Origin of the sequence: Clostridium sp., assembly GCF_016650095.1 — a bacterium.
In the GTDB taxonomy this organism is placed as follows: Bacteria; Bacillota; Clostridia; order Clostridiales; family Clostridiaceae; genus Clostridium_AD.
The window spans coordinates 1-8,595 of sequence record NZ_JAENWL010000134.1 but is presented as its reverse complement, the minus strand read 5'-3'; the positions used below and the strand labels follow the sequence as shown (position 1 = coordinate 8,595).

The window sequence follows — 8,595 nt, the reverse complement described above, 5'->3', positions numbered from 1 at the left end:
TGAGCTTCGCAATAAGACTATAGGGTTCGTTTTTCAATTTCATTATTTGTTACCAGAGTTTACTGCACTTGAGAATATACTTATTCCTTATATGATGAATAATCCAAAGCCTCCTAAAGAAATCATAGATAGGGCTAAGGAATTCATGAATTTGGTTGGTATTTACAAAGTAAAAGATAATTTAGCATCAAATATGTCTGGAGGAGAGCAGCAGAGAACTGCTATAGCTAGGGCCCTAATTAACAACCCTAAAATAATACTTGCAGATGAGCCTACTGGGAACTTGGATTCGCAGTCTACTGAGAATATTTACACTATACTTAGGGATATAAATCAGAAATTTAAGACAACTTTCATAATTATTACACATGATAGAAGGATAGCAGAAAAAACTGATAGGATAATTGAGATAAAAGATGGAAGAATCAATATGGATATCAATACATGATGAAAAATTTTTAAAATAAGGTTAATTATCATTATAACATCATTGTTTTTAATTGGATACTAGGGTAAAATATACATAGTTGCATAAATGTTTTTGAAATCTTATTACTAATAAAATATCATTTAAATAAAGGAGGAACCATGGAAAAGTTCAAAGGTAAACCAGATTCTATAAGAAAACTTGGTATTATTTTTATTATCTCAAGTTTATTAACTGTTGTGATTTTTGTATTTATTCCTAATTTTGGATTGAAAATATTTTTACTAATAATTTGTATTTTATTTGCTTTGTATTCTTATAAGGGCCTTATAATTTCTATAAATATTGATGATCAAAAAATTAAAATATATAAGCCACTTAATGTAACAACTATAAAATTTGATAATGTCGCTTTTTGTGCGATACATGGAATTGATGAGGAGACTACATTACTATATGCTTTCATGAGAAAAAAATGGTTCAAAAGGGATAGAGTAAGCGGAATTTCATCAAAAAAATCCTTTGATGAAATTGTAAAAATTGTCTCGCAAGATGAGGGAAATACAGATCTTAATATTAATTTTAACATGGCTTTCAAAGTTCTAACTTCTTTTGTTTTGAATGGAGACGTTTTAAGGGATAAAATACTATCTGCAGTAAATGAAAGGCATAAGAAAATTATATAAAAAAAGTACTTGTTGATTTTTCAACAAGTACTTTTTTTATATTAATCTTAATATTTTAAATGTTACATTGTAGTTGGTTTTGTTCCTTTATATTCTGGTGCTGATGGATCATCCTCTAGTTTCATCATTGTAATTCCTGTATAGCCAAAGAAGATGGATACAAATGGATTTACAAGGTTTAAGAAGCAGTAAGGAAGATACGTAATCGTTGCAATTCCGAGTGAGGTACTCATAAATGCTCCACATGTATTCCATGGAACAAGAGGAGAAGTTATTGTTCCAGCATCTTCAAGGCACCTTGAAAGGTTCCTTGGAGCTAGTCCTCTTTTATGGAACTCATCTTTATACATTTTACCAGGAAGTACTATCGATAGATATTGGTCTCCAGCAAGAATATTTGCAAATATTGATGTGAAAACAGTAGCTGTTACTAGTGAACCTGTACTCTTTGCATATTTGAGTACTCTCTTAGCAATACTCTCAAGCATTCCAGTTTTCTCAAGTACACCACCAAAAGAAAGTGCTGCCATTATTAGAGAGATTGTCCACATCATGCTTTGGTATCCGCCTCTAGTAAGAAGTGTGTCTAAAACCTCATTGCCAGTTTCAGATACAACACCATATTGCATTGAATCCATTACACCAGCAAAGCTAGCGCCTTGGATAATCATAGCGGCTACTCCACCAAGTAAAACACCTATAAATAAACCTGGAATAGCAGGCACTTTTTTAGCCACCATAACTATTACTATAATTGGTACTAATAGCAAAAATGGTGATATTACAAAACTTGTACTCATTAAATTCGTTAGTGCATCTATACTTGATGTATCAAGTGTTTTTCCTGCAAATTTAAATCCGAGTACTGCATAACCAATTAAAGCAATGGCCATACTTGTTCCTGTTGTATAGGACATATGTTTTATATGATCAAATAAAGTTGCACCAGCCATAGCTGGAGCTAGGTTTGTTGTATCTGATAAAGGAGACATTTTGTCACCAAAGTAAGCACCGGAAATTATTGCGCCTGCTGCCATTGGAGCGGGTATTCCGAGTCCTACAGCAACACCCATTAGTGCTATACCTACAGTTCCTGCTGTTGTCCATGAACTACCTGTTGATATTGAAACAATAGAGCAAAGTATACATGCTGCAACTAGGAATACTGATGGTGATAACACTTGTAATCCGTAAAAGATAAGTGTAGGTACAATACCACCAAGAATCCATGTACCTATAATCATACCTATAATTGCTAAAATAAGTATTGCCTGCATTGTACTAGAAATAGTACCTATAATTCCTTCTTCAATATCTTTCCATGAATAGCCGAGTCTAGTAATAGCAACTATTGAAGCTATAAGCGTTCCGAAAACTAATGGAATATGAACATCTTGTTGAACACCAAAAACGGGTAATACACAATACATTAAAATTGCTATTGTACCAACAACTGGTAGTAGAGCCTCCCATAATTCCGCCTCTCTAGGTTTCTTTTCTTTTGAACTCATTTACAATTCCCCCTTTAATTTTACATTCTTTCTGATAATACATGATGCCATATATATTAAAATTTAGAAAAACAGAAATTCATTTCTAAATTCAAACACCGTATAAATAATATCTAACAATTGAATGTTCTTTGCGTTTCATTATGCTAGTGACAATAACATAAATGAATATTAAGATGAAATTGTAAAGCATCTTAATATTGGAAGAAATAATGAGTTAAACCTGTAAGCGTTTTCAAAAATATATTATTTAGCAACATTTAATGTGTAAATAATAAAAAATTCACAATATTTTTGTAACAATTACTTGATAATTATATTATACAGGATTTAAGCTAAATAGCAACAAAAGAATACAATGCAATTTTACATATATATGTTAAAGTAGAATATTTATGCATTTAATATGCATAAGCATATTTCGATAGGAAGTAATAAAAATACGATAGCAAAATTTGTTGAAGTCATGCTAGCTAGCTATTAATTTTTTATATAAATCATTATAAAAGAGAGAGTAAAGTATGTACTTTATTAAAAGAATAGTTAAGAAATGATAGGATATAATTTTGTTCATTTTGTAGTTGAATATTAATACATTTGATACATATTATATCTTGTTATTTTTTTATCATACATGTTATACTTTGCATGTTCAACAAACATGTTGATAAAAAACAATAATGATGGAGGTTTTCAAATGAAAATTAAAGCAATAATTTTATCACTAGCTGTAGGTGCTACTTTATTAGTAGGATGTGGAGCTAAAGAAGAAGCAACACCACCAGCAACAACAACTGAGGTGCCAGCAGCTACTGAACCAGCAACAACTGAGCCAGCAGCAACTGATGCAGTGACATCAGCTTCAATCGCAAATGACCAGGCTACTCTTGAAAAAGCAGTAAGTAAAGATGGATCTTGGATTGTTTTAGCAACAAAAGATTTAACTGTAGATAAGGAACTTGTTATAGAGGGAGATTTAACAAAAGCAGATAGTGCTGATGCAACAAAACAAGTTCCAGCAGGACGTAAACTAATTCTTCTTACTCAAGATGATAAAAAAGTTGTAACCGCTACTTTCACTTTAACAGCACCTAAAGTAACAGTTAAAAGTGTAGATACTACATTGGAAGGCGGAACAATTGTTGGAGATGTATATGTAGAAGCTAAAGGATTTGCTATAGAAAAAATTAAAATAGAAGGAAATCTTTATTTTGCAACAGAAGAGCTTAAGGCAGCATTTAAGCCAGGTGAAGGCGGTTCTGTAACTGGAACTACAGCAGTGAAAAAATAAAAAATTGACTACCTTATAAGAAGAAAACTATGTATATATATAATAAGTTAATTCATTGGCAAATTAATGGATTAGCTTATTTTTTTTAATGAATTATTCATAAATATATGCATAATTAAAAAAAACCTTTTTATTATGATAAATGTTTGATATACTAAAGTGTATGAAAAAAAATATGTTTAAAATAGAAAGGTAAATGAAAATGATAAAGTTTAAAAAATTAGGACTTAGTGATGATATTTTAAGTATGATTAAAATTCAAGGAATTACTGAACCAACGGAAGTTCAGGAACAAAGTATTCAATTAATTAAAAGCGGCAGGGATGTTATAGCGGAGGCACAAACAGGAACTGGGAAAACACTTGCGTTTCTACTACCAATGTTTGATAATATGTCAGCTGATATAAATACAATTCAAGGGTTAATAGTGACTCCTACAAGGGAGCTTGCAATACAAATAACTGAAGAAGCGAGGAAGCTTGCAGTAGGCAAAAAATTAAATATATTGGCAGCTTACGGTGGCAAGGACATTGGTTCACAGCTGAAAAAATTAAAAGGAAATATTCACCTAGTAATTGCAACGCCAGGAAGATTACTAGACCATCTTAGCCGTGGTACAGTAAGGCTTGATAACCTTAAAACCATAGTATTAGATGAGGCAGATCAAATGCTTCTTATGGGATTTAAAAATGACGTGGAGTCTATCTTAGAAAAAACATCAAAAAAAAGACAGACGCTATGTTTCTCAGCAACTATGAGTTCTGATGTGAAAAAAATGGCTTATAAGTATATGAATGATCCTAAAGAAGTAATTATTAAAAAAGCGGAAACAACACTTAAAACCATAAAACAATTTTTAATAGAAACAACGGATAGAAAAAAACAAGAAGATTTATGTAAGGTAATGGACGAAGATAATCCGTTTATGGCCATTATTTTTTGTAGAACTAAAAGAAGAGTTGATGATCTTGAGATGGCTCTTTATAAAAAAGGCTATAATTGCAAAAAGCTACATTCTGATGTAACTCAATCAAAACGAGAAAAAATAATGAAAGAGTTTAAGAAGTGTGATATTCAGTACTTAATTGCCACAGATGTAGCAGCAAGGGGACTCGATATAAATGGAGTTAGCCATGTTTATAACTACGATATGCCTGAAAGCGCAGAAGGCTATATACACCGTATCGGAAGAACTGGAAGAGCTGGCGAAGAAGGGTATACATATTTATTTTCAGCTCCAAAGGATAAATTTCTTTTAGATGCTATAGAAAAGCAAATAAAAGGTAAAATTCCTAGAAAAATTTTATAGTCATGATTTAGTTGCATTCATTATGATTCTTTATACATAAAAATTTCAATAAAAATACGGAGAAAGTATTTACTTGAATGTCCCTTATAGCAAAAAAGCAATTGATACATAATATTATTATGTATTAATTGCTTTTTCTTACTATATTAAGTTATAATTTTTAGCTTTACTATACGATTTTTACTGGTATTTTGTATAATAAATTTTGTATCATTATAATTTATTGTTTCACCTGTCTTTGGAAGTCGTCCAAGTATTCCTGTAACAAAACCACCTATGGAATCAAAATCATCTGACTCTATATTTAATCCTATCATTTCATTAACCATACTTATTTTCGTATCACCATCAACAATATATTCATCCTCTTTAATGACTTGAATTTTATCTGTGTCATCGTCGTATTCATCGTCAATATCTCCAACAATCTCTTCTACTAAATCTTCAATTGTAACAAGCCCAGCAGTTCCACCATATTCATCTAATAAAATTGCTATAGGAACTCGTTTTAAACGCATATCTGCAAATAAATCAACGGTGCTTTTATACTCATAAGTAAAGTAAGGGACACGCATATGTTTCTCTATCTTGAATTCTTCTTTTCCATCTTCGAAGAAAATTAAATCTTTAATATATAAAACTCCAATTATATTATCAACAGTTTCTTCATATATAGGAAGTCTTGAGAATTGTTCTTCCCTGAAGATTTTTATAAGTTCTTCATAAGTTGAGGTTACATTTGCTACAATCATATCAGTTCTTGGAGTCATAACATCTTTTGCTTGAGAATCTCCAAATTCAAACACATTGTAAATCATTTGCTTTTCTTCGCCCTCTAAAACCCCTTCTTCATGACTTACACTAACCATAGTTTTTAACTCTTCTTCAGTAATAAATGGTCTCTGCTTATTGATGTCACCACCAAGTATTTTTATAAATGTATTTGTTATAAAAATTAATACTGTGACAATTGGATTTAAAACGAAGGTAATTAGACTTATCGGCCGAGCAACTTTTAAAGCAAATTTTTCAGAGTTTTGTGCAGCCAATGATTTTGGTGTTATTTCCGCAAAAATCAATACAAGAATTGTCATTATAGCTGTTGCAGTAGCTGTAGCAAGACCTACTCCATAATCTCCAGAATATTTAATTGCCAAGGAAGTTGCCAGTGCTGAAGCACCGATATTGGCAATGTTGTTTCCTACCAAAATACCGCCTAAGAGCTTACTCGGGTTTTTAAGTAATTTATTAATTTTATCAGCACCGTTAATTTCTGAATCTACCATATGTCTTAATCTAATTTTACTTAGAGTCATCAAAGCAGTTTCAGAGGCAGAGAAAAAGGCTGAAAATCCTAATAAAATTACTAAAGATATAATTTGCCACGTACCATCGGGGTCCATAATGTATTTCACGCTCCTTAAAATATAAACTAAAAAAATTATAACATAAAATAAGGGATATTCAAATAAATATATTTTTAATGTTTTAAACAATTATATGGAACTGCACTTTAAACTATAATATGCAAGTTACGGTATTAGTATTAAACATCTTTTTTCAAGAATCTATTATTTAATATCATGATAATTATTTTTACATACTGTAGAATTATTAGTACAAAAAAGGCTATTAAAAAAAAGTGGTATGTGAGAAGTATTTGAAAATTATAATAAAACATGCATGATAGACAAAATATATTAAACAAAACAAGAAAGAACATAGGTTTTATTAAAAAATTACATGCTTTTTTAGTATAACTATATATGAAAAAAATAATACAAAAGGCAATTCCTAAAAATAAGAGGAGCCTATACGTAAATATTAAGTTGGTAGTGAAAAGTTCTTTTGAAAACACATCTTTTTTAAAAATCAAGTATCTCATAACTCCCATTTTTCTATCTGACAAGTATTGTAGTAGCAAAGGTGGAAACAATATAAGTATCTGTAACAGGGTGATTGTACTTTTTAGTACTATATTTGTAGAGTTTTTCATAGCATACACCTTTCTTAGAGCATTATAGTTCTTATTAAAATATAACACAAAAGGGCAATACTTTAAATATGCCCTTTTGTGTTACGATTATTTAACTTTTGGGTCTCCTGTTTCTACAGGATTTTTAGGGTTTGCACTCCACTCATACCATCCATTACTGTATAATGAAATGTTTTCAATTCCCATTACATCAGCATACGTTACAACTTCAGCAGCTCTCCAGCCGGAACCACAGAAGAAGGAAAGTCTTTGATCTGGAGTAATTCCCTGTTCTTTCCACATAGCTAGTATTTCATCCTTATTACGCATTGTGTTGTCTAAATTTCTATAATCTTCCATATGGTTTGCATCGCTACCAGCATGACCCCAAGTAGAACCTGATGGCCTTCCCTTGAATTTTAAATCACTATAGCCAGATATCTTACCAATGTATTCATCCCAGCTTCGTACATCTACAAGTTTGCTGTTAGCAGTATCCTTTAATATTTCTTTTGCTTTGGTTATATCTATGATGTACCCCTTATTTACGGGTATTTCAGCACCAAAAGAACTTACGGGTTGTTTTGGATTGGAAACTGTCTCTGTTTCGTATCCAGCATTTTTCCAGGCGGTAGTTCCACCGTTTAACACCCTAACATCTTTAACTCCAATATACTTTGCAATGGCAGCTATCCTGTAGGATGCCATTGGATCTGGTCCATACAGAACAACTGTTGTATCCTGAGTTAATCCATTTTTTTCTGCAAATTTTTGAAGATCTGCATCGGAATTAATGCTCCAGAGCGGAGGAGATTCTATTTCATCTGTATTTATATGTACCGCACCTTTAATATGTCCTTTTAAGTAATCTTGATCTTTAGACTCTTCACCCCAGGCAACTTCAAAAATTTTATATTTATCACCAGTATAAGTTTCTGATTTTTTACCATTAATTAAGTCATTTACAAAGGATGCTGGAACTAACATTTGATAGTTCGCATAGCTTTCCATAGGAAGACTACTATCAGCAGCCCACTGCTTAACGTCATATGTATAAATATTTTTTATTCCCTTTTGTTCTAAGTATTTTGCAACTTCTTTTGCATCTTTTCCATTTGCATCGTATAGTACGACATTCTTATCTGACGAAATATTTTTTGTTTTTAAGGCTTGATCTAAAACTTTATCTTTTTCTTTATCTTCTACGTTTAACCAGTTAGCAGAAAAATCTGTAGAACCCTTAATATGTCCACCACGGTCTACCCCATCTAATTTCCACCCATTAAATGCGTCATTTATTCTTGTATCAACTACTACCCAGTCTTTGTTTCCTAGTTTACCTTTCAAATCTACAGTGCTTATATTTTTAATTTCTGATGCAATATTATCTGTTGCG

General features: G+C 31.3%; 7 protein-coding genes. 4 read left to right on the top strand and 3 right to left on the bottom strand.

Translation table 11 applies throughout. From position 1 onward, the window contains the following. Together JJE11_RS09585 and JJE11_RS09580 are read left to right on the top strand one after the other, a co-directional pair. Positions 1–448, top strand: a 448-nt coding sequence (locus JJE11_RS09585; RefSeq protein WP_291634960.1) for an ATP-binding cassette domain-containing protein, incomplete at its 5' end; no start/stop codon positions are given. A gap of 140 nt (positions 449–588) precedes the next feature. Next, positions 589–1,113 carry a hypothetical protein gene (locus JJE11_RS09580; protein ID WP_291634958.1) on the top strand — a complete coding sequence of 175 codons (525 nt, stop codon included), beginning with the start codon at positions 589–591 and terminating at the stop codon, positions 1,111–1,113. A 62-nt stretch (positions 1,114–1,175) separates the two neighbouring features. Here JJE11_RS09580 and nhaC read toward each other — a convergent pair whose 3' ends face one another. After that, positions 1,176–2,624: a Na+/H+ antiporter NhaC gene (gene nhaC / locus JJE11_RS09575; protein WP_291634956.1), complete on the bottom strand. Its 1,449-nt coding sequence runs from the start codon at positions 2,622–2,624 to the stop codon at positions 1,176–1,178. A gap of 697 nt (positions 2,625–3,321) precedes the next feature. Between nhaC and JJE11_RS09570 the strand changes: the two genes are divergently transcribed. Together JJE11_RS09570 and JJE11_RS09565 are read left to right on the top strand one after the other, a co-directional pair. Continuing rightward, positions 3,322–3,915 (top strand): hypothetical protein, encoded by a 594-nt coding sequence (locus tag JJE11_RS09570; RefSeq protein WP_291634954.1) that lies wholly within the window; start codon positions 3,322–3,324, stop codon positions 3,913–3,915. Positions 3,916–4,117: 202 nt separating this feature from the next. Continuing rightward, positions 4,118–5,224, top strand: a complete 1,107-nt coding sequence (locus JJE11_RS09565) for a DEAD/DEAH box helicase (RefSeq protein ID WP_291634952.1) — start codon at positions 4,118–4,120, stop codon at positions 5,222–5,224. A 146-nt stretch (positions 5,225–5,370) separates the two neighbouring features. On the opposite strand, the gene JJE11_RS09560 is transcribed toward JJE11_RS09565, so the two are convergent. Both JJE11_RS09560 and JJE11_RS09555 read right to left on the bottom strand, forming a co-directional pair. After that, complete coding sequence (locus tag JJE11_RS09560) at positions 5,371–6,627, bottom strand: HlyC/CorC family transporter (protein ID WP_291634951.1); 1,257 nt, start codon at positions 6,625–6,627, stop codon at positions 5,371–5,373. 680 nt (positions 6,628–7,307) lie between these two features. Then, a partial coding sequence (locus JJE11_RS09555; RefSeq protein WP_366927921.1) for a rhodanese-like domain-containing protein occupies positions 7,308–8,595 on the bottom strand: 1,288 nt, incomplete at its 5' end.